Source organism: Psychrobacter sp. N25K4-3-2 (assembly GCF_015351755.1).
Lineage (GTDB): Bacteria > Pseudomonadota > Gammaproteobacteria > Pseudomonadales > Moraxellaceae > Psychrobacter > Psychrobacter glaciei.
On sequence record NZ_JADKLX010000002.1, the window covers coordinates 356,342 to 379,281 of the forward strand.

Sequence of the window (22,940 nt, forward strand, 5' to 3'; positions counted from 1 at the left end):
CTTTTTATTATAGGTGTTTGTTCATCATGCCAGCAGACTGATTCTTTTTTTAAAGAGGCACGTTTATGTCAGCACCACAACCCAATAAAATCCCTGTACAGCAGATTGATCTTGATGCCACCAAGCATCGTATTCATCCTCGATTTATCACGGGTTTTTATCAAAATATCCGTGTCGTTAGTATGTATGCGTTTTTGGCGCTGTTTTTGTTACTGCCATGGCTGCGTTATAATGATAGGCAGGCAATATGGTTTGATGTGCCCTCGCAGCATTACTATATTTTTGGCATGACTTTTTTGACTCAAGATTTTTATTTCATTGCCGCCTTTGCGTTGATTGCCGCTTTTACCTTATTTATGGTAACGGTATACGCTGGTCGGGTATGGTGCGGCTATGCGTGTCCCCAAACGATCTGGACGCATCTATATCAGTATGTTGAAAAATGGGTGATTGGTGACCGTAATAAGCGCATGAAGTTCGATAAAGAACCGATGAGTGCAAAAAAAGCCTTTAAACGTGGTTTGGTATATTTTATTTGGTTTGTTTTTTCAATGATTACGGCGACTACATTCGTAAGCTACGTCTCCGGCACTGATAGCTTATATCATAGTTGGCAGATGATAGGCGTTATTCCCTTCCCCGATTGGCCTACGTGGATTTGGGTATCTGTCTTTATCTTTGCTTTTTCTACCTATGTGAATGCCGGCTACATGCGTGAGCAGATGTGTGTTCAGATCTGTCCTTATGGGCGTTTCCAAAGCGTTATGTTTGATAAAGATACACTGATTGTCTCCTATGATTATGAGCGCGGTGAGCCACGAGGCGCGCGCAAAAAAGGGACCAATCCGGAGCATTTAGGCGACTGTATCGAATGTCAGATGTGTGTGCAAGTATGCCCTACTGGTATCGACATTCGTGATGGCTTACAAGTGGCCTGTATTCAATGTGCCGCGTGCGTCGATGCCTGTAATGAAGTCATGGATAAAGTGGGTTATCCCCGTGGTTTGATTCGCTATACGACAGAACGGCAACTGGCAGAAAAAGAGAAAAGCCGAGTATTTCGCCCACGGTTTTTTGCCTATTTAGCGCTACTGACCGTGCTTTGCGGTGGTGTCGTTTATGCCTTGACCGATCGTGTCCCCTTAGAGATTGACATTCGCCGTGACCGTAATCAGTTGTCATCGATCAATACTCAAGGCATGATTGAAAACAGCTATATCGTCAAGCTGACCAATAAAACCCAAGAGCCGCATACCTACAAGATAACCCTTGCCCCGCAAGAAGGTCTGAGTTTGGAATTGCGTTTTAATGATGTACCATTAGAAGCGGGTGAAAGCTTTGATATGCCCGTCAGTATTTATGGTGATCCTGATGTCATTGAATCTGGTCAAACACTTGTTACCCTAAATGTGAACAGCAATGATGGTCAGTACATGGTCAGCAAACAAAACGTCTTTACCACCCAAGGTCAGTAAACGCTTGCGTGTGGCAAGTGTAGACTCATATATTTCACCCGTTAGTCATCGACGAGCGGGTTATAGATTATCATTAAACTGACAGCCGTTAGCCGTCAATTTATCCGTCGATACCACTGTATAGATATCCGATAACTGGATATCTATAAACAGCTATTTGATTAACAGGTATTTTATGTCTACTCCAGCACCAAATTTTAAGCACCAAGATAGCCAGCCATGGTATAAAAACTATATGGTGGTTATCTTTGTGATTGGCATGCCAGCCTTTGTGGTGATTGCTTGCCTCTGGTTTGTTTATTACTCCTATCAGATCCGTGACAGTGTGGTTCGTGACGATTGGTATATGGATGGCAAGACGCTTTATCATGATGTGTCCCGTGACAAGCTGACTTATGACTTAGACCTGCATGGCGAGATGCAGTTTGCCGATGACGGTAATATTGTGTTTTATTTGAATTATCCTGAGCAAAGCTTACAATCGGGCAAATTACTTAATGGCACCCCGCTTACTTATCCTGATAAATTAGATTTATCAATCTCCCATGCGACCGACATTAAAAAAGATCGTGATGTGGTGTTACAGCACCAAGAAGGTAATAAATATAGCGCTAAGGTAGATATTGACCCCGTAAAAGCCAAGTACTATTTGCAAGTGAGCAATGAAGGCAAAGATGATTGGCGTATGCAAGATGTGGCAAAATTGCCACGTTCAAAGGTTAGTTTTGACCCGCTACCAGTATTTGCTGAGAGTTAACTTATACAAATATAGACTTCGTAGATTCAGCGAATAATCAATTCATTAAGACATAAAAAAACCAGCCATTAATAAGCTGGTTTTTTTTGGCTATTATTTGGCTATAGTGAGTAAAAAGTGATATCGAACCATCACGCACTGCTGATATCCATTTTTCTTGCTTGCTGTGCCTGCACAGACAGAGGCGACAAAAAATTAATATCAGCAAAATTTAGCCATTTTTAGCCCATTTATATATTCATCGATTGAGTTGGAGACACGCCCTAGATAACAGGATTAATTGTTGGAATCTTCTGTGTGGGTCGACTGCTTTCTATCGTTTTATCTGACTGTTGCTTACTGGCAAACTTTGGATTAAAAGTTTGCGTTTGTGGCGCTATTGGTAAGCCAATTTCAGCCAAGCTATCGGTCTGCCCTGCCTGAATATTATCCCCTTCAAACAAACGCTTATTATCATCACGATCGAGACTTAATCGCTCAAAATCAAACAATTCACGGTCTGCTAGTTGCGACGGTGCCACGTTTTGCATCGCCTTAAAGATAGAAGCCAAACGCTGTGGATGAGCATCGTCCCATTCGCGTAGCATGTCATTAATAATAGCGCGCTGTAGATTGGTCTGGCTACCACATAAATTGCACGGGATAATCGGAAAATCTTTTAGGTGTGCATATTCAATGATGTCTTTTTCTTCAACGTATGCCAATGGACGAATGAGCATGTTTTGCTTGTCATCGCTGAGCAGTTTCGGTGGCATGGATTTTAGCGTGCCACCATGGAACAAGTTTAAAAAGAAAGTCGCGAGCATGTCATCACGGTGATGACCAAGAGCAATTTTAGTCGCGCCAATTTGTTTGGCAAAACCATATAATGAGCCACGACGCAAACGCGAACATGCCGAACAATATGTCTTACCTTCCGGCACCACGCTTTTGACGATACTATAAGTGTCTTTTTCTAAAATATAGTGGGCAATGCCCTGCTCGTTTAGATACGCTGGCAAAATGTCTTCTGGATAGCCGGGTTGTTTTTGATCCAAATTAACCGCGACGATATCAAAATTAATCGGTGCAATACGTTTTAGCAGCAATAGAATATCCAATAAGGTATAGCTGTCTTTGCCTCCTGAAACACAGACCATCACCACATCACCCTCTTCGATCATATTAAAATCACGAATCGCCCAAGATACTTGTCTACGCAGTTTCTTCTGTAGCTTGCGAAACTGTGCTGATTGAGTAGGTGATAACTGCTCAGCCATCAAATCATCCTCAGCGGCATCATCATCTTCCATACTATCAATCTCTAAAGTATAGTCAGCCATACCTGCATCAGCAGACATCTCATCAAACTCTGGCGTAATTTTTGGTGTAAACAAGGTCGCTGCGGTCATAAGTTACTCAATATCTTTACAAGGGTGATTTTGCTATACAGCAAACTGCTATTACAGTGCTGTCATACATGATGGGCAAGCGTTAACACTGATGCTTTAAAAGCAGGGATTATAACAAAATTTGCTAACAGTTTGAAAAGAGGACATTAAATAATGGCTGCATGGTTCTGTAATGGTTGGATTTTTGCTAAAATAACCGTTTTTCGTAAACCAATAATAGATAACACTATGACTAACGTTACTTCGCAAAGCACCTCCAATAATCAAGCCTCCGATACTGACTTAAATGCTCTGCATAAAAGCCAAAATGCCGTTGTGCTACTGTCGGGCGGGCTTGATTCGGTGACTTGTTTGTATTGGGCCAAGGCACGTTATGCATCGGTGACTGCGGTCAGCTTCAACTATGGTCAACGCCATAATAGTGAGCTTGTCGCCGCAAAAAATATCGCCGAAACGGCAGCGGTCAACCATCGCATTATCGATATTGATATCGCTCAGCTTGGTGGCTCATCATTGACGGATCACAGTATGATGGTTCCTGATGGGGATGCGGAGAAGTTCCCTAATAAAAACCGTGATGAGATTGATAACGATGCCATCCCAAACACCTATGTACCGGCTCGTAATACCATATTTTTATCTTATGCCTTAGCCGTCGCTGAAGTGACCGACGCCAACCATATCGTTATTGGCGTCAGCTCAGTCGATTATTCAGGTTATCCAGATTGTCGTCCTGAATACATTGCCGCTTTTGAGCACATGGCAAACTTGGCGACAAAAGCGGGCGTTACTGGCCATCATTTATCCATTCAGACACCATTACAGCAGCTGTCAAAAGCAAAAACCATCGAGCTTGGGCTGTCATTGGGTGTCGATTATGGTCAGACGATTTCTTGCTATCAAGCCGATGCAAATGGTCTTGCCTGCGGTGTTTGCGATAGCTGTACCTTGCGTCGCCAAGGATTCGCCCAAGCAGGTATCGCTGATCCTACTCATTATCAACCTTAACAGTTTAAGTACTCATAGCGACAGACAGTATAACTAAACATTAGCGAAACATTCGCTTGCATTAACACAGCACGCCGCCGTTGTATTTTAATTACGATACTTGCTATGGTATGGACGATTCTCTCTGTCATCAGATAGACAACTGATAGAGAAATACCCTTATTTACCTCAGTAATTTAATTTTTGAGTAAAAATCTACAAAATTGACGCTACCCTTGAGAGGATGTTTATGAAGTTTTTGCCAGTATTACCCCTAGCCTTAGCGGCTCTTTTTGCCATACCACAGGCCAATGCTACCGATATCGAGCAAGACAATATTAATACCTGTGTGAGCGGGGCCGTCAAATATAAAGTTGCTGATAAAAATAACGCGACCAAACTGTGCAATTGCACCATTGGCGTTCGTAGCAACATGACGATCGGTCAAATGTGGGAAATTGAAAGCTACGCCCAAGACAAGAAAGACCCGTCAGGCCTATCTTACGTGAAGGAAATGCAAAAAGACTTGCAGCAATGCACCGTCGGCTTAGATCTAAAGAAACCACAAAAACCGGCATAATTGATAAAAGGTTCAACACAAAAAAGACTGGTCATTACCAGTCTTTTTTGTTGCCAATGAATAAGTGAAGTGTAAAACTGAGTATTTATTTCTGCTAATCTGCCTATAATAAGACAATCATAACTCAAACAAACATTAAAATGACTAAGGACTTTACCATGGCTAAACCAACCACAGAAACTATCGCCCTGCCCGACTTTCCAGTGACGATGGTGCGTGAGCTCGATGGTCACTTTATTCATGATGACATTGACCTAAAAGACTTGGTTGCGCATACCGACAAAGGACTGATCCTTTATTTTTATCCAAAAGACAGCACTCCAGGCTGCACCACACAAGCGACAGAATTCACGGCGCGTCTTAGTGAGTTTGATGATTTGGGCTATGATATTGTCGGGGTCTCCCGTGATAGTGTCGAATCTCATGAAAGGTTTATCGCGAAATATGATCTACAGATTCCACTGATCAGTGATAGCGACGAAAAACTATGCCAGTACTTTGAGGTCATAAAAGAAAAAAACATGTACGGTAAGATAACGCTAGGTCTGGTACGCTCAGCTTTCGTATTCGATAAAGACGGCAATCTCACGCATGCGCAGCGCAATCTACGCGCCAAAGATTATACTGAGCGTTTACTGACGATATTGGCACCATAACTTTTATTATAATTAGTGGCACTAATTATTGGTCATAAAATAGCGTTTATTGAGTCGCTGAGCACAAACGATTAAAAGCCAACGTCTTATCAGTCACTCACATCCTATAAAATATAACTACTTGAGAACAATATGAAAAACCAGTCCGACACCGCTGTCGATAGCACAAACCATCAAGTCACCCGTAAAGTCTCTGTTGCCATCATTGGTGCAGGTACAGCAGGACAAAACGCCTTTCGCCAAGCCAGTAAAATCAAAGACGATGTTGTCATTATTAACGAAGGCTTTTGGACGACGACTTGTGTCACTGTAGGCTGTATGCCTAGCAAACTATTGATCGCAGCGGCTGACCGTGCACATGATGCCAACCATTCTGCTGAATTCGGTATTCACACAACTGTGCAAATAGATGGCAAACAAGTGATGGGGCGCGTACGCGACGAACGCAGTCATTTCGAAAGCTATCTCGAAGAGCAAGTAGATAGCTGGCCTGATCACAAAAAAATAGCGGGTCACGCTCATATCAATAAACAAGGTATGATTGAGGTCAATGACGAGGTGATTGAAGCAGAAAAAATCATCGTGGCCACAGGTAGCTCCCCTTTTATTCCAGAAGGTTGGGCGGACAAGCTTGGTGATACCTTGCTCACCTCTGATACCGTTTTTGAGCTGCCAGACTTACCAAAATCTATGGCGGTCGTTGGTGCAGGTGCCATTGGCTTGGAGCTCGCCCAAGCATTTAATCGCTTGGGTGTGGATGTGACATTATTTAATCGCGTCAAAAAGGTGGCTGGACTGAAAGATCCAGACATTAGCAATAAGGCCATCGACTGCTTAAGCCGCGAGCTGATGATGCACTTAGGTAGTAAAATTAACGATGTCGGTGTACAAACGGCTGAAGGCAATAAAGGTTCACTCGCTTTTATTGACTATGAAGACAGCGCAGGTGAGACACAGCAGTGGCAAGGGGAATACGTACTGGTCGCGACAGGTCGCCGTAACAATATTGACGAGCTAGGCGTTGAAAACCTAGGCGTTGTACTCGATGAAAAAAACCGCCCAAAAGATCTGAGCAAGAAAACCGGTCAAATTGGTGATTTGAATGTCTTTATTGTTGGCGATGCCAATGCCAATATTCCACTGTTACATGTGGCCAGTGATGAAGGTTTTAGTGCAGGTAATATGGTCTGTGACAATAAAGACGCTGCCTATATCCGTCCACCAGCAGTGCCCTTTTCTATCGTGTTTTGTTCGCCCCAAATCGTTAATGTCGGTATGTCTCTACCAGAAATACAACAAGATCCAGAATTGGAGTATGTCATTGGTCGCGTCAGTTTTGATAACCAAGGTCGCAGTCGTGTGATGGGTGTCAACTGTGGTCTGTTGCATATCTATGGATGCAAAAAAACCGATAGAATCTTAGGCGCTAGCATGGTAGGTCCTGATGCCGAGTATATCGGTCATATACTCGCTATGGCAATTACCAATGACTTGAGTATCAAAGCCATGCTCGATACTCCTTTCTATCATCCAACGATACTAGAAGGTTTGCGTACCGCGCTACGTGATGTCCAGTATAAGATGGAGATACCTTTCCAATCTCAAGACACACAAAAAGATAACTCTTAATGGATACCTCAGTCACACTTTCCAAGAAGTGAGGGCTTAGTCTCAATCACCACTCATGTTATGTTTGATTGCTTTGATAACTTGAGGTAGTTTATAGCCAAGCATCTCGTGTACAAAACTTTGTACAAACACACCCTGCATGGACGAAAAAATGCCAATCGCCAGTGTTACCGACTTTTTTAAAGAGATTATTCGTGACCTGCACACCAGCCTTTACCTCGCTTTGGGCGGCTCTATAGACGAAGAGTCATTCGATTGGACATCGCAAGCAGTAGAGTTGGTTAGCACTGGTATCAAAATCCTAATACTGCTTGCGGTATTGGGGTTTTGTTATTGGTTGGCTATTTATATTGTCAAAAAAAGCAAATCTCGCATTCGACTGAATGAGCGCCGTGCCAAAATCGTCCGTTCCGTTTTGCGTTATATCTGGATAGTTACCAGCTTGATTGCCATTATGAGCCAAATTTACTTTGAGCCAGAGACTATCAAGGCCACTGCAAAAGCCAGTACATGGGCGGGTATTTATTACGTACTTTGGACGTCATCTGGACAGATTATTCACAGAGTGCTACAGCATTATGGTCTCAACGCTTCTATAGAGCAGCTGCTTCAAAACATCTTGTCAGTGCTGCTATTGGTACTCGGACTTGCCAGCGTCATGGCGCAATTTGGTTTTGATATTGTCTCATTGGTCGCAGGTTTAGGGATTGTGGGCTTGGCAGTCGGTTTTGCTGCCCAATCAACCCTTGCTAATTTCATTGCGGGTATCACCATTTTGCTCGAACAATCTTTTCAGGTTGGCGACTGGATTCATATCAATGACAATGAAGGTCGTGTCGTACTCATTGCATTACGCACCACCCATATTTTGACTCGAGACAACATCACCGTCATTATTCCCAACTCTAACGTTGCCTCTTCTGAAGTTACCAATTTAACCTCCAAGAACTTTATTCGCTTCGATATTCGTGTGCGTATCGCTTTTGAAGATGATGTCGACACTGCTCGCAAGGAAATTTTGCAAGTCCTTGCTGATACTGAAGTGGTGCTCAATCGTCCTGAATGCTCAGCTACCGTGGATGAAATTGGTGAGTACGGAGTGTTTTTTATCGTGCGTTTTTGGGTCAAGCCTGCCGCTGTCGCGCGCATGCCCAAAATCAAGGAAGGTCTAAAAGAGGATATCAAGCGTGCCTTTGATGCCGCCAATATCTCCACCCCTTACCCGCATATGCGCTTACTGATGCCAAAAGACGTCGATTATCCTATCGCTACCAAACCCTTTGCGACCACAACGCAGGTCGTATCAGAAAAACGGCCGCTAACCAAGGATAATAAATAACGTTTATTAAGGAATGCCCCTAATCTGGAAAAGTAAATTCAAAAATCTTAAGCGACAGAGACTACTTCAAACATAGCTCTCTATGATATGGCCAAAGCAGCTAGCGTAGCTTGTAAGGTCTAAAAAAAGCTCATATATTTTGATAGCTTATATAGTCAGTCCGATATGAAAAAGATACAGCGGGACTGGGATGAATTTTTTGCAGCCTCTGTCGGCATAGGCACAGCAAGCCAGAAAAATTTATAACAGTTTCGCGTTATTAAATAACTTATCCATTTTATTTAGTATTAACTATATAGTGAATATAAGCCTAAAGATTTGCTTATGGATTACTATAACTATTATCATATAAATGCAGCATTTTGAAAACAAAAAGACAATAACCCAAATCGGAGTAAATAATGATTACCCATGTACCTGATGTGACTTTCAAAACTCGTGTTCGTGATGAATCTATTGGAGGAGATAACCCATTCACATGGTATGACCTCACCACAGATGAGTTATTTGCCAATAAAAAAGTGGTTGTGTTCTCACTACCAGGTGCCTTTACGCCAACTTGTTCAACCAGCCACCTACCTCGTTATGAAGAGCTTTACAATGAGTTTAAGGCGTTAGGCGTAGATGAAATCGTTTGTATTTCTGTCAATGATGCCTTCGTCATGTATCAGTGGGGCCTAAAGCAAAACCGCGAAAACGTTTTTTTGCTGCCTGATGGCAATGGTGAGTTCACTCGTAAAATGGGCATGCTGGTTGATAAGAGTAATCTTGGCTTTGGTATGCGCTCATGGCGTTATTCGATGCTTGTCGACAACAAAGCCATCAAAAAAGTGTTTAAGGAACCTGATTTTGGCGACAACTGTCCAATAGACCCATTTGAAGTATCAGATGCAGACACTATGTTAGATTATTTGAAAAGTAAGGCTTAATCACAATGCTTAAGTACATTGGCTCTTGACTGGTATTATCAGGCGTCGATAGATGCTTAAGTACTGAGGCTCAAATACTGCCAAACTGCCAAACTGCATAGTCCTTGAACATAAGGGCTACGCAGTTTTTTTATGTTTTTTACAAGAACCTCTATCTCTGAGCTTTGTTATTTTCCTTGTTTGACTGTAATTTATCTCATTTGTATTACCATTTTAAAATGAGGACACGCCTTAGATTAAAAACCAATAATGAGCCATTTTTTTAATCTGACGCTATAGCCAAAATATCCTAAAAATGCGACGGTATTGCTGATATCAATTTTTTGTAGCCTCTGTCTGTGCAGGCACAGCAAGCAAGAAAAATGGATATCAGCATTGCGTGGTGTATCTGTACTACTTTTCACTCACTATAGTTTTCACTCACTATAGATAGCAGTAGTTTTAATAACACCTTAACGCCAAAATTTTAAACGCCGTCTTTTAATCAAAGCCACTTAAACCATCCATAGCGTAATTATGGTAAAATTGACGGTTAAACATCTTATCTTATGATGTGCCTTATTTATCATTACTTATCAATTTAGCCCACAGGTATCCGTATGACCGAAACAACCGCGCCAGCCCTTGCCGCCGCATCTTCACCAGCGTTGTCAGAAGCACTTTCACCAGCGATCTCAGCAGAGTTGTCACTTGAGCTGATTATCACTTGTGCCGATGGGCTTGAGGCACCACTACAGACTGAGCTGACGAGTTTTGGTATTGCAAGCGATATCAAAAGTACGGGGCGTCTGACCGTTACGGGTACGTTGCGTGACTTATATACTATTTGCCTATGGTCGCGGGTAGCGTCACGGGTATTGATGTTAATCAAACGCAGAAACATCAATGCTGAGTATGATGTGGCCGAGCAGCTTTATGGTTTGGCAAAATCGGTCAATTGGACGGAGCAATTCAACTTAGAGCAAACCTTTGCCATCCGTCTATCCGTCGACAAACGCGTCGCTGTCAGTCAACAGTTTGCGATGCTACGTATCAAAGATGCCATTGCTGATACCTTTAATGAAGTTTATGACAGTCGCCCTAACGTCGATAGCAAACATCCGGATTTTGCTATTTTTGCGACGGTTAATGACAAGCAAGCTGAACTGTATTTAGATTTGTCAGGCACCAGTTTACACCGCCGTGGCTATCGCGTGGCGATGACCGAAGCACCATTAAAAGAAAACTTAGCAGCAGCTTTGCTTTATAGCGCAGGCTGGCATAAGAAAAATGATGCTGGCGACGCGCCTTTTTATAATGCCTTAGTCGATCCAATGTGTGGCTCTGGCACCTTTATCATTGAAGCGCTACTCATGCATTGTGATTATGCGGTGGGTATCGACAAAGCCGCCAATCAATTTGGTTTTTACCAATGGCAGCATCATGACGAGACGCTATGGCAGCAGATGATTGATGATGCCCAGACACGTTTCCGTGAAGGCTTAGCAATCGCTAACGAGCAGCCAGATACCCTACCGCTCATTTTGGGTTTTGATGCCGATAGTGGCGCGATTATCGCCACAGAAAAAAACCTTATTGCCGCTGGTTTACAGGACTTGCTACCGTTACTCGACATTGAAACCCGCGCCCTTGACCAGCTAAGCAGTGTGCTAAAGCCGTTGGTCGATGATGGTCGATTGAGCAATCCTCTAATTATCACCAACCCACCTTACGGCGAGCGTTTGGGTGATGAAGAGATGATTAAGCCCTTGTATCAAGCGATTGGGCTTATATTGCAAGACAGCTTTGCTGGTAGTGGTGTCGATCCGATGCTTGGTATATTGGCCTCTCATGTCGAGCAAGTCGATATCTTACCAATTAAAGAACCAAAAACCTTACGCTGTCATAATGGTGCCATTACCGTTTATTTCCGCTATGGCAAGTTGATTGCAGGGCAAACAGGTAATCTTGTGAGCCGTTTTGAAAAGCGTGAGATTGAAGTAGAAGACGGTCAAGACTTTATCAATCGCCTGCAAAAAAATCTTGCCAAACTCAAGAAACTGGCCAAAAAAGACAATGTGAGTAATGTGCGTGTCTACGATGCCGATTTGCCTGATTTTAAAGTGGCTATCGACTTATACGGTGACTATGCGCACGTGCAAGAATATGCACCACCAAAAACCATTCCACCCGAGACCGCCAAAAAACGCTTTAATCTAGCTTTGATGGGTATTCGTGAAGTGTTTGATATTAATCGCGAACAAATCTTTATCAAAACTCGGGCACGCCAGTCTGGTAATGATCAGTATAGTAAGCAGAACACCACAGAAAAGCGTGGCAAGTTTCATGTTGCTCGCGAAGATGGCGCGTATTTCTACGTCAACTTTACCGACTATCTCGATACCGGTTTATTTATTGACCATCGTAATATGCGCGCTCGGATTAAAGACAACAGTCGTAATAAATCAGTATTGAATTTATTTGCTTATACCTGTACGGCAAGTGTACATGCGGCATTGGCTGGCGCGAAAAAAGTCACCAGCGTTGACTTGTCGCAGAACTATCTCGATTGGGGCAAGCAAAACTTTGTCCTAAATGGTTTGGATGTCAGCCGCAATAAATATCAATTCGTTGCTGCCGATATTTTTGAGTGGATTAAGGAAAATACCGAGCAATTCGATATCATCTTCATTGATCCACCGACCTTTTCAAACTCGAAAAAGTTCCAAGGTACTTTTGATGTGCAGCGAGATCATGCCGCTATTATTAACCGCGCGATGAACCGCTTGACCGCTGATGGCGTCTTATACTTCTCAAACAACTTTACCCGTTTTGAGCTCGATGAGCAGTTAATCGAGCGCTATGACATCGTTGATATCACCCAAAAAACCATTGGCTTCGATTTTAATATCAAAAAACCAATCCATCAAAGTTTTGAGATTCGTCACCGTCAAAGCCTGTAATCAAGCGCTTATCGATACAAAAGTGCTAGACAAATAGAGAAATTCATCTCAGCAGTCTAGCTCCTCAAAATTTGGGTTTTTTGCCCAATGACGATGAAACACAATAATGACCCAATCTACTTTGATTGGGTCATTTTTTGTTGTTATGATAGAGCGTTATCAAGCGATGGTCTTGCACCAATTTTGGTTCAACATCGCTTTTATTTTCATTACTTCATACCAAAAATTTTTACGCTAACAACAGGGACAATCTCATGGCATTATCACTTAATAAAGGCGGTAATTTATCGCTAACCAAAACTGACCCAAATTTAACCAAGCTACTTATCGGTCTTGGCTGGGATGAGCGTGCTACTTCTGGTGCCGAGTTCGACCTTGATGCCAGCGTATTTTTATTAAACACCGCTGGCAAAGTACGCGGCGATCATGACTTTATCTTTTACAACCAACTCAAATCTGACAATGGCGCGGTTGAGCATACTGGTGACAACCGTACTGGCGAAGGTGACGGTGATGATGAAGTCGTCAAAGTAAACCTAACCCAAGTACCTGCCGATGTCGATAAAATCGTCGTCACTGTCACCATTCACGATGCAGCAGCTCGCAGCCAAAACTTTGGGCAAGTAGCCAATGCTTTCATCCGTGTCGTCAATGAAGATACTGGCACCGAAGTAGTACGTTTTGATTTGGCAGAAGACTACTCTGTTGAGACCGCAATGGTATTTGGTGAAGTCTATCGTCATAACGGCGAATGGAAATTCCGCGCCGTTGGTCAGGGCTATTCTGGCGGCTTGCAAGCCATGTGCCAGCAATACGGCGTTGATATCTAAACCCGTGTTTAGATGATATCATTATCACAATTGGGGTGATAAGCACTGCTAAAACTAGCGTTCAAAGCACCTTTATTAGTTAGCTATGCTAAGTAGCTTTGTAGAGTTCTGAATAAGCTAATGAATAACGTACTTTTAGTTGCAAAATAGCCACAATTATTGATAGCTAAACGACCAATAATGCTTTATGTTTCGTTTAGAATTATGCATAAAAAAGTGGTTAGCGATAACCGCTTTTTTGTGCTGTGTCTATAATAGACAACCTTAGCTTTACGCAACTAGACAGGATGTGTCATGAGACATTTTTATTTAGACTTTATCTTCACGGCCATTGCCTTAGCGGTCGCGGCATGGTGGGGATATTCACATGGCGGTATGGGTGGTATGATTTCCACTCTCTCGATTACTGCTATTTTGGCCGTTATGGAAATCTCGTTGTCTTTTGATAACGCAGTGGTCAATGCCTCAGTCCTAAAGGGCTGGGACGAATTTTGGAAAAAGATATTTTTAACGGTTGGTATTTTAATCGCCGTATTTGGTATGCGCTTGGTGTTCCCCATTGTCATCGTCGCGGTTACCGCTGACCTTGGTATGATGCAAGTTATAGATTTGGCATTGAACGATCCTAAAGAATACTCAGCAAGACTAATGGCACATCATGCTGAAATTTCAGCATTTGGTGGTATTTTCTTACTACTGGTCTTCTTAAACTTTATATTCGATGAAAAAGAAGTGCATTGGTTTGACTGGCTTGAGAGCCGTCTTGCGAAACTAGGCAAAGTGGATGCCATGAGCGTCTTCGTTGCGCTTATTGTCTTGATGATTTCAGTATCTTGGGCCACCGCTGAACAAGCTTCTGCCGTTTTGATTGCGGGTGTTTGGGGTATCTTAGTTTATCTAGGTGTACAGGTAGTCTCTGGTATGCTTGAAGGTGATCTGGAAGAAGATCTAGAAAACGGAGAAAATGGCTCGGGCGCTGCGGCGACCAGCGCGATTATGAAAGGCGGTATTATTGGCTTCTTGTACTTAGAAGTTCTTGATGCTTCTTTCAGTTTCGATGGCGTGATTGGCGCATTTGCAATTACCAATGACGTTATTGTTATTATGCTCGGTCTTGCAATCGGTGCAATGTTCGTGCGTTCGATGACGATTTTCTTAGTCGATAAAGGCACGCTTGATGAGTTTGTCTATCTTGAGCATGGTGCGCATTACGCCATCGGTGCTTTAGCCATTATCATGCTGTTATCGGTGAAGTTTCATGTACCAGAAATTATCACTGGTCTTATCGGTATTGCCTTTATTGGTTGGGCGTTTGTGGCCTCACTCAATTATCGCAAACAAGAAGCAAAATCTCTTAACTGATAAATAGTGAGTTTGAAGCGTAGTAAGCATCAAACATAATACGTTTTGTTTAGCATAATACGTTTTAATGACAGGTTATACCAAGATGTTGGTATAACCTGTTTTCGTTTATGAGCATTTTTTATTTACGGCATGCAACTTTTACAAAGTTTTTCAGCTGCTTATTATCTGAGCCTTTAGCCAACTTCTGAAGACTCATAAAATACTTTGCGATAACAATATCTTAACCACTGTTACTAGGTTTGTTAAAAAGTATCAGAGTTGCAGCACTGATATGTCCCTTAGTAACCATCTGGTAAGCGCACAAAATACGCCTTGCTTAGTGAGCAAACGCTTAGTATAGTAAAACGTAATGATATGCAGGGTATGGCATACAGGTAGTTTTTTTATGATTTACCCACATATATCAGTCACTGCATAATTTTAGTTCATTTATTTCACAACCCAATCCACTTAATTATTAATCTAAAGGATATCTATATGGCTATTAGCTTAACAAAAGGCGGCAACGTAAACTTATCAAAAGAAGCACCAGGTTTGACCAATATCACGGTCGGTCTTGGCTGGGATCCACGCGCCACTGACGGTCAAGAATTTGACTTGGATGCGATTGGCTTCTTGGTCAATGAAGCAGGTAAGGTTCGTAACGACCAAGATTTTATCTTTTTCAATAACTTAAAATCAGACAACGGCGCGGTTGAGCATACTGGTGATAACCGCACTGGTGAAGGCGATGGCGATGATGAAAAAATCAAAATCAACCTTGCTAGTATCCCTGCTGATGTCAGCAAAGTTGCTATTTGTGCCATCATTTATGAAGGTCAAAGCCGTAACCAAAACTTCGGTCAAGTAGGCGAAGCCTATATCCGTGTCGTAAACGACAATGGCGATACTGAAATCGCTCGTTATGACCTATCAGAAGACGGTAGCACTGAAACTGCGATGATCTTTGGCGAGTTGTATCGTCACAGCGGTGATTGGAAATTCCGCGCCGTTGGTCAAGGCTTCAGCGGTGGTCTTGGACCATTAGCCGGCTCTTATGGCGTCAACGTTTAGACGTTTATTAATAGCAACGTTAATCACTCAAACAGTTAATAGCGGCAGTCAGACACCTGATTGTCGGCTATCTACATAAGCCATCAAGTGTGCCCTTTTAAAGCATTTGATGGCTTTAAATTTAATAGCGTCTCTAAAATCAATCAAGTTAATGATTTAGAATCACAGATATCATATTAAAAAAGCATATTTCAACTGTATTAGAATAAGGATTTGCACCCCATGGCCGCAACGTTTAGCTTAATCGGTACCATTGAGCCTTTTTTACATTGCAATCTCAAAAAAGGCGACTCGATCTATTGTGAAGCCAATGCGATGGTCATGATGGAATCCAATCTTGAGCTTAAAGGTAAGCTGCAAGGTGGCCTCATGCAATCATTGATGCGCCGTTTTGCGAACGATGAATCATTGTTTCAGCAGCAAATTGAAGCGGTGAATGGTGAAGGCGATTGTTTGCTTGCGCCAACCTTGGATGGTGATATGCAAATCATTGATGTCGGTAATCAGCAATATACCTTGAGCGATGGCGCTTTCGTCGCTGCACAAACGGGTGTCGATATCAGAGCCAATATTCAACGTAACCTTGGCGGCGCAGTGTTTGGTGATACTGGTGGCTTTATGGTTATGCAGACGCAAGGTCAAGGTCAGGTCGTGGTATCTGGCTTTGGCTCGTTGTTTGAGATTGATGTCACCCCAGAAAAAGACGTTATCATCGATAATGGTCATGTGGTCTGTTGGGACTCGAATCTTGAGTACAAGCTGTCGGTCTCAACCAGCAAGAAAAAAGGTATCATGAGCAGCATCATAAATTCAGTCACTAGTGGCGAAGGCATGGTGTTGAACTTCTCAGGCAATGGTAAAGTCATTATCTGCTCACGCAATCGTGACAGCTATCAAGGCTGGCTACAAAGCATCTTGGGCAGTAGCTCCGGAGGTCGTGGTGGCAGTGGTGGTTTTTTAGATAATATTTTATAACTTAATTTTTCAAGACAATTTTACTCACAATTTATCACCCACAATTATTATAATATCATGTACAAAAATTTGATTAGTAAGGAAAACAAGTGCAAGTACTACGCCTTGTAGACTAAGCGAGTTCGACACAGCTAATCGTACTTTTGAAATTGATATAAGGATTTTATCATGGCAGTTAGTTTACAAAAGGGACAAAAAATATCCCTAAGCAAAGAAGCCGGCGGCGATCTGACTCAAGTAAAATTGGGTCTAGGTTGGGACGTAGCACAAGGACCGCAAGAGAAAAAAGGTGGCTTCTTAGGCAAATTATTTGGCGGCGGTAGCGGCGGCGATTCTATCGATTTGGATGCTTCGTGCATCATGTTCGATAGCAACAAGCAGGCAGTCGATGCCATTTGGTTCAGCCAGCTTAAATCAAAAGATGGCAGTATCGTACACACAGGCGACAACCGTACTGGCGACGGCGATGGCGATGACGAAGTTATCAACGTCGATCTTTCAAGAATCCCTGCTAATGTCGTCTCGCTGGTATTTACCGTCAATAGCTTTACCGGACAGACGTTTGAAACGGTAGAAAACGCCTTTTGCCGTATCGTGAACGCCAATAATAACCAAGAAGTCGCGCGCTATAACCTATCAGCGCAAGGCAGTCATACAGCGATGGTAATGGCAAAAGTCTATCGTCATAATAACGAATGGAAAATGCATGCCATTGGCGAAACTGCCTCAGGTCGTACTTTCCATGATTTGATGCCTGCTATTACGCCACATGCTTAATAACTTATAAAGTCTAAATAGTTTTTGCTCGTAACGCTTGAAAATCAGCATTTTAAAACGTTAACGCTCAAAAGCAATCAGCCCGTCTATTTATAATAGACGGGCTGATTTTTTGTATTAAGGGGTGCTATTCAAGCACTTACTTACTACCACGTTTCCAGCTAAAGCCCCAATTAAAGGCTTTATCCATTTCTTGATGGCCTTTAAAGTATTGGTTAATACGTTCAACATTGATACTGCCTTGTTGGTTGACCAAACGCGCAATGGCACACATTGGCAAGTTGCCTGTGCCTTCTGTTAAGCGCGTCTCAATCGGCGACTGATCGGGCACATGAATGGTCACTACCCCATCCGTTTTTGCCCAGTTCGGCGCGCCTTCATAGATGAAGGCAAAGATAAATACTTCCTCAATTTGCGACCACTGCTGACCATTGATATCGAGCCACTCACCGCCACTCACTTGTCCTGTCCTATCATCAGCACGCAGACAGACGTAAGGTGCTGATTGCAAACTACCAAAGCGATTGCCTAAGGCCTGAATCAGGGTTTTTTCGCCATTTTTTAGATGAATCATAGCCCCTACGTCAAGGTCAATACCGCCCGCTTTATGCTGCTTGAACAGATCACCCAACAAGCCTTTTTTCGGTGCTTGCTTATCCATATCTGGACGTTGGTTCCAGTTTAGGTTGACCGAGATTTTGCCAAAGTCATCGCGCTTCTTAAGATTGATACTGGATTGGTTTTTGGTTAAGGTGATTTTGCTTAAATTGATCGAAGGACTGGCTGGAATTGGTGGCGGCGTACTTGCTTGAGAGTCACTGCCCGCCTTTTGCGTATTAATAGGTCTTTGCGTATTGATAGGTCTTTGCGTATTGATAGGTTGAGACTGACCCTGTAACTGGTTTTGATTTTGAGCCTGATTGTTGTTTTGAGATGGGGGCTGAGCTGGTGCTTCGTCGGCGATTTCAACACCGAAATGCTCAGACAACGGCTTCAGACCACCTTCAAAACCTTGGGCAATAAATCTAAACTTCCAGCTGCCCTGCCGACGATAGCATTCTGCAAGGATAATGGCTTTTTCATTACGCCCAGCACTACTAAGCTGACAAGTCATCAGTACTTGACTGCCTTGCAATACTTGGATATCAACATCACCGATTTGCGCCAAGGCTTGCGCGCTAGAAAATGCCAAGGCAATTTTATCAATATTCGTCGGTTGCGCTGCTAAATTAATATCAAAAAATCCGTCACTATCGTGACCTCGGAAGCTGACATTGCCGTCATCACTACGCGTCTGCCCATAAAATATCATATCGCCATCACCGCGCACTTTACCGTCAGTGGTCAAACGATAAGCAGCACAATCGATGGCATTTTGACTTAAAATGCGAATACTAATATTGTCCGTCGGTAGTGGCGCATTGGCACCAGCAATCAGTTTTTGAGGTTGGTTCTGGCTCATCATATGTCCTTTGAGTTATTTATTATATTAGGGCGTGTTGAACATTCAACCATGGCACTGACAGAGACTATTTTTTAGACAGTTCGACGTTAAAAACAGTAAGTTTAGTTATTCTAAGCGTCTTTTTTTAACAATGAAGTGGCAAAAAAGAGTCCTGTCTCCCTCTGTTGATATTAGAGCTGATGCTAAAACTTCCCCATACTGCGTTGTAAACCTAGTTAAGGCACTAGCATTACCGTCGTTTTACGCCTTGTTTGGAGCAGTTTTAGCGATCAGCAGTGCCTATTTGTGAATGTTCAACACGCCCTAATGTTTTTTATGTTCACTATCGTCGTATAGTAGCATGGATAATGTCAGATTTTTAATCAGCACACTAAGGCGTGCTCTCAATTCAATCGATGGTCATCGAAATGGGCTAAAAATGGCTAAATCTTGCCAAACAATGCCAAACAATGTCAAACAATTTTAGAATCGCTACAAGGCGACCGACCGCAGATAGTACACTGAGTACATCTAGGACGGATAACACCGTAGCGGTTTAAAAGTGCTCTGACTATAGCTGACTAATATCTCGATATCATCTGCGTTATTTTCCTTGCCTGACTGCAACCTATCTCATTTTTATTGCCATTTTTTAAATGAGGACACGCCCTAGAGCGTAGCATTTCTATATAATAGACTTTGCTATAAATGACGGTGCAGCGTGGTTTTTTTGGCAACGGATGAGTATTGACCATCTTGACAAGAAACGTGCGACAATCACACCCAGTTATCCAATACCTATAACACTTACCTATAACATTGATAATAATGCTGAGAGAATTATGAGTAACCTTGCTAACGATAGCCTTTCTATGACCCCCGTTGCCGCTTGGTTGGCAGAAGGTCAGTCTAGCCAGCGTGATATGTTAGCCAGCCTGCAAGCCCTAAAAACACAAGCGCACTCGCCCTTTAATGTTATAGCGTCACACCGCCATGACAGACCTGAAATTTTCGAGTTTGCCGACAGCACATATATTGAGCCATCCAAAACCCTACTCGACAGTGATGAGCAAATCATACCTGAACCCGTCACACCGCGCTGGCAATTTGTCTTAGAGCAAGCCAAACAACACAACGTAAAAGTATTGCTGACTGGTCGTAATGGTATCGACTATGAAGCGCAGCGTGAGGCATTTAGTGCCGCTGGTATTCGATTATTAACAGGAGCAACCAGCATCGCAGCGCTAGAGTGTATCGATGATAAATTTGCCTTTATGCAGCAGTGCCATGCCCATAACATTCCGGTGGCAGACGCTTGGCGCTTTGACAATACTGCTGAGCTTGAGGCTTTACTTAGCGAGCATGGTCATCAGCCTTTATGCGTCAAACCTGTCACTGGTATTTTTGCACAAGGCTTTTGGCGGCTAGATCTGGCCAAAGACGATGGCGAGCATTACGATAGCTTTGAGCATTTATACTTTACCGAAGAGAAAAAAATCAATACCGCGCAGTTTGTGAATGCCTATACTCATAGCCAAATGATACGTGAGCGCCCTATTCCGATGCTGCTGATGCCTTACTTATCAGGGCAAGAGTACTCTATCGATGTTGTCTGTGAATATGGTGAAGTATTGGCAGCCGTTACTCGTCATAAAACAGGCAAAATCCAGCATGTCGGCTACGAGCAGGACGTTATGGAGGTGGTGATTCCATTAATTAAAGCCTTTGGTTGCGATGGTATCGTCAGCGTACAGACCAAGGCAGATGATGACGGTCAACACCGTGTCCTTGAGATTAACAGTCGTCCTTCTGGCGGCATCGGTTATACAGTGCATAGCGGTATCGATCTCACACAAGTCGGATTTGCTTATTGGCTAGGATTAACGGCAAAGCCACAGTTAGAGGACATTGCTCAAAAAATTAAGCCTTGCCAGGTGCGCTCGCTGATGATGAGCGTCAAAATTGAAGAGACAGACGCTGAGTAACTTACTAAGTGAGGATATAGTCATTCCACTATAAAAGTATTACAGCGTTAACCTCGCTTGAAGTATCACATATACATCTACACTCGGTTGCCTTGTACTACTTTTAAATTGAATCGACTATAAGCCTCATTGACTATAATCCTAATTGATAGTCAAGATCGTCAAGCACAAAAAAGGTTTTTAGATAGCAATCTAAAAACCTTTTTTACTGTTTGTATCATACATTAACGTTTAAAAACAACTACTTAGAGTTACTCGCCAAATACTAGCGTTGCTTTCTTAGGGGCATTCTTAGATGCAAGAACCCACAACAAGCTCAATACGATCGCTGAGCCGATAAAAATAATGATCGCTGAAGAGATTGCACTATCATGCGTATAACTCATAGACATCATATGGTTAGTAGCATCCATCTCCATAGCCGCCATACCAGTATAGTGCATACCACAAACTGCAAGACCCATAATGAACGCACTACCGAAACGCTGTAAGGTACCGCGTAGGTTAAACGCCAACCATAATGCTGCGATAGCAGCTACAATGGCAATAACCACTGAGGTGATCAGAAGTGGAATATTGTATGACATCGTAGCTTCCATCTGCATTGAAGCCATACCAGTATAGTGCATGGCTGCAACGCCAAGTCCAGTCAAGACACCACCGCCAATCAATTTACTCATGCTAGACGCACCGCGCCCTACGATCATGATACCAATAGCCACAAAACCAACCGCAAGCAGCATCGAAACAATTGTCATGCCCAGATTATAGGTAACTGGCATTTTCATATCGACTGCCATCATACCAATATAATGCATTGACCAAATAGCACCACCAATGGCAATCGAAGATAGCGCGACCCAAAAATATAGGTCTGATCCTGGCTTAGCAGATGGCACTCGAATGGCAAGATTTAGACCCACATAAGAGCCGAACACTGCGATGGCATATGAAACCAACACCAAAAGCAGGTTATATTCAACTTCAATCATTTTTTCGCCTTTTGTATTTAATAAGAACTGAGCCTTTTAGCGTAGACTTGAATAAGCCCTTATACGCTATGCGCTCACTATTTGTTTTATATAGACATTTAGTCGTCTATGATTAATTTTGTTTACCCGATGGTAAATTCACAAATATTGGTACTACCAGCACCGCAGCTGGTTTCCTCAACTTGGACTGTCTCTATAGCAGGATTACTCGCCAAAAATCCTTCGATATAACCGATGACAAAATGACATCCTGAATGATTGCTGTCTGATGACTTACAGAATGGACATTTAATTAAAGAAACCACGTTATTCTTCGCTTTGACCTTACAAAACCCTTTCAAGGCTGGTACGAGTTCTCGGCTGATTGTCGTTGGCATTTTTAGTGGACTACCAAGTGAATAATCACGTTGATAAATACCACCGCCAACCTTTCGTCCTAACTGATGCAGTGCAGTAGCACGCTGATCGCTAGGCAAGCTGGCCTCGTATTGGCTGACAATATCTGTTATTTTGGGGTATTGAGCACCAATAGCGGCTAACGTCGTTTTTTCATCCTCGCCTGTTTGCACAGGTGCTGATGAGGAGATATCTTCTTCATCAATTTCGAGTTTAAACAAGGTACAACCATCAATAGAGGACAAGTCGTCGATCAAATCCGCTTGCGTCTTAGCGCCTATACTTCTCGCAATCACATGAATGATGTTGCCACCACTGCCTGATGATTCTTGTCTCTGGGAGACGAGCTGATAACCTGCTTTGATAAGTGGTGAAATAACATTAACCAAACGAATGCGTTCAGAAGACGTCTCTAATGCACAAGAAAATTTCAAAAGT

At 42.8% G+C, this 22,940-nt stretch carries 19 protein-coding genes; 15 read left to right on the plus strand and 4 right to left on the minus strand.

Translation table 11 applies throughout. The features are described 5' to 3' along the window. Positions 1–65: 65 nt before the first annotated feature. Together ccoG and IOD06_RS06500 are read left to right on the plus strand one after the other, a co-directional pair. Positions 66–1,475 (plus strand): cytochrome c oxidase accessory protein CcoG, encoded by a 1,410-nt coding sequence (gene ccoG / locus IOD06_RS06495; protein ID WP_194620049.1) that lies wholly within the window; start codon positions 66–68, stop codon positions 1,473–1,475. Between the two features lie 175 nt (positions 1,476–1,650). Further along, complete coding sequence (locus tag IOD06_RS06500) at positions 1,651–2,232, plus strand: FixH family protein (RefSeq protein ID WP_010199599.1); 582 nt, start codon at positions 1,651–1,653, stop codon at positions 2,230–2,232. 263 nt (positions 2,233–2,495) lie between these two features. Here the strand turns inward: IOD06_RS06500 and ttcA are convergent, their stop codons facing one another. Continuing rightward, entirely contained in the window at positions 2,496–3,623 is a 1,128-nt protein-coding gene (gene ttcA, locus IOD06_RS06505) for a tRNA 2-thiocytidine(32) synthetase TtcA (RefSeq protein ID WP_194620051.1), read from the minus strand. A 291-nt stretch (positions 3,624–3,914) separates the two neighbouring features. On the opposite strand from ttcA, the gene queC reads away from it, so the two are divergent. The 12 genes from queC (at position 3,915) to IOD06_RS06565 (ending at position 17,685) form a co-directional block, all read left to right on the plus strand. After that, positions 3,915–4,631 (plus strand): 7-cyano-7-deazaguanine synthase QueC, encoded by a 717-nt coding sequence (gene queC, locus IOD06_RS06510; protein ID WP_265087668.1) that lies wholly within the window; start codon positions 3,915–3,917, stop codon positions 4,629–4,631. A gap of 229 nt (positions 4,632–4,860) precedes the next feature. Beyond that, positions 4,861–5,190: a hypothetical protein gene (locus IOD06_RS06515; protein ID WP_189584517.1), complete on the plus strand. Its 330-nt coding sequence runs from the start codon at positions 4,861–4,863 to the stop codon at positions 5,188–5,190. A 158-nt stretch (positions 5,191–5,348) separates the two neighbouring features. Continuing rightward, on the plus strand, positions 5,349–5,846 hold the full coding sequence (locus IOD06_RS06520) for a peroxiredoxin (RefSeq protein ID WP_194620064.1): 498 nt from the start codon (positions 5,349–5,351) through the stop codon (positions 5,844–5,846). 132 nt (positions 5,847–5,978) lie between these two features. Further along, positions 5,979–7,475: a dihydrolipoyl dehydrogenase gene (locus tag IOD06_RS06525; protein ID WP_194620066.1), complete on the plus strand. Its 1,497-nt coding sequence runs from the start codon at positions 5,979–5,981 to the stop codon at positions 7,473–7,475. A 151-nt stretch (positions 7,476–7,626) separates the two neighbouring features. Then, positions 7,627–8,814, plus strand: a complete 1,188-nt coding sequence (locus IOD06_RS06530; protein ID WP_227669940.1) for a mechanosensitive ion channel family protein — start codon at positions 7,627–7,629, stop codon at positions 8,812–8,814. A gap of 401 nt (positions 8,815–9,215) precedes the next feature. After that, on the plus strand, positions 9,216–9,743 hold the full coding sequence (locus IOD06_RS06535) for a peroxiredoxin (protein WP_194620071.1): 528 nt from the start codon (positions 9,216–9,218) through the stop codon (positions 9,741–9,743). A gap of 599 nt (positions 9,744–10,342) precedes the next feature. Beyond that, entirely contained in the window at positions 10,343–12,685 is a 2,343-nt protein-coding gene (gene rlmKL / locus IOD06_RS06540; RefSeq protein ID WP_194620073.1) for a bifunctional 23S rRNA (guanine(2069)-N(7))-methyltransferase RlmK/23S rRNA (guanine(2445)-N(2))-methyltransferase RlmL, read from the plus strand. Between the two features lie 254 nt (positions 12,686–12,939). Next, positions 12,940–13,515: a TerD family protein gene (locus tag IOD06_RS06545; RefSeq protein WP_189584499.1), complete on the plus strand. Its 576-nt coding sequence runs from the start codon at positions 12,940–12,942 to the stop codon at positions 13,513–13,515. Between the two features lie 294 nt (positions 13,516–13,809). Beyond that, complete coding sequence (locus IOD06_RS06550) at positions 13,810–14,877, plus strand: DUF475 domain-containing protein (protein WP_189584496.1); 1,068 nt, start codon at positions 13,810–13,812, stop codon at positions 14,875–14,877. A gap of 480 nt (positions 14,878–15,357) precedes the next feature. Then, the gene (locus IOD06_RS06555; RefSeq protein ID WP_189584493.1) at positions 15,358–15,933 is read left to right on the plus strand and encodes a TerD family protein; all 576 of its coding nucleotides are present in this window, start codon (positions 15,358–15,360) and stop codon (positions 15,931–15,933) included. A gap of 222 nt (positions 15,934–16,155) precedes the next feature. Beyond that, positions 16,156–16,908 carry a TIGR00266 family protein gene (locus IOD06_RS06560; protein ID WP_194620075.1) on the plus strand — a complete coding sequence of 251 codons (753 nt, stop codon included), beginning with the start codon at positions 16,156–16,158 and terminating at the stop codon, positions 16,906–16,908. A gap of 168 nt (positions 16,909–17,076) precedes the next feature. Beyond that, the gene (locus tag IOD06_RS06565; protein ID WP_010199561.1) at positions 17,077–17,685 is read left to right on the plus strand and encodes a TerD family protein; all 609 of its coding nucleotides are present in this window, start codon (positions 17,077–17,079) and stop codon (positions 17,683–17,685) included. Between the two features lie 139 nt (positions 17,686–17,824). On the opposite strand, the gene IOD06_RS06570 is transcribed toward IOD06_RS06565, so the two are convergent. Further along, positions 17,825–19,147, minus strand: a complete 1,323-nt coding sequence (locus tag IOD06_RS06570) for a TerD family protein (protein WP_194620077.1) — start codon at positions 19,145–19,147, stop codon at positions 17,825–17,827. A gap of 824 nt (positions 19,148–19,971) precedes the next feature. On the opposite strand from IOD06_RS06570, the gene IOD06_RS06575 reads away from it, so the two are divergent. After that, on the plus strand, positions 19,972–21,114 hold the full coding sequence (locus tag IOD06_RS06575) for an ATP-grasp domain-containing protein (protein WP_194620079.1): 1,143 nt from the start codon (positions 19,972–19,974) through the stop codon (positions 21,112–21,114). Between the two features lie 251 nt (positions 21,115–21,365). On the opposite strand, the gene IOD06_RS06580 is transcribed toward IOD06_RS06575, so the two are convergent. Continuing rightward, a complete protein-coding gene (locus tag IOD06_RS06580) occupies positions 21,366–22,106 on the minus strand; it encodes an MHYT domain-containing protein (RefSeq protein WP_189584481.1) in 741 nt (246 codons plus the stop codon). Between the two features lie 122 nt (positions 22,107–22,228). Further along, a complete protein-coding gene (locus IOD06_RS06585; RefSeq protein ID WP_189584478.1) occupies positions 22,229–22,936 on the minus strand; it encodes a hypothetical protein in 708 nt (235 codons plus the stop codon). Positions 22,937–22,940 lie beyond the last annotated feature (4 nt).